Origin of the sequence: Bacillus cereus group sp. BfR-BA-01355 (assembly GCF_022663675.1) — a bacterium.
Classification (GTDB): Bacteria; Bacillota; Bacilli; order Bacillales; family Bacillaceae_G; genus Bacillus_A; species Bacillus_A thuringiensis_S.
The window spans coordinates 1-280 of the sequence record NZ_JAKUFY010000386.1; the positions used below are offsets into that span (position 1 = coordinate 1).

Consider the following 280-nt stretch of genomic DNA (forward strand, 5'->3'; position numbering starts at 1 on the left):
TGTAATAGATCGTTAACGCATACTGTGAGAGAAGGAGATCGTATTAATTCTTTGCCTGGATTTACAGTGCTTGAAACACCAGGCCATGCTTCTACTCATATTTCTTTATATAGAGAATCTGATGGAATATTAATTGGTGGAGATGCTCTCATTAGTCATATTTCTTCGAATCCAATACTAGAACCACCATATGAAGGGCAAACAGAGCGGGCACGCCCATTACTAAAATATAATCAAACATTACAGCGTTTAAGCGAAATGAATATTTCACGCATTTTAT

General features: G+C 36.4%; 1 protein-coding gene. It reads left to right on the top strand.

Annotation, left to right across the window (positions count from 1 at the left end; genetic code table 11):
* Nucleotides 1–280, top strand: a 280-nt coding sequence (locus MR167_RS32170) for an MBL fold metallo-hydrolase (protein ID WP_346657780.1), incomplete at both ends; no start/stop codon positions are given.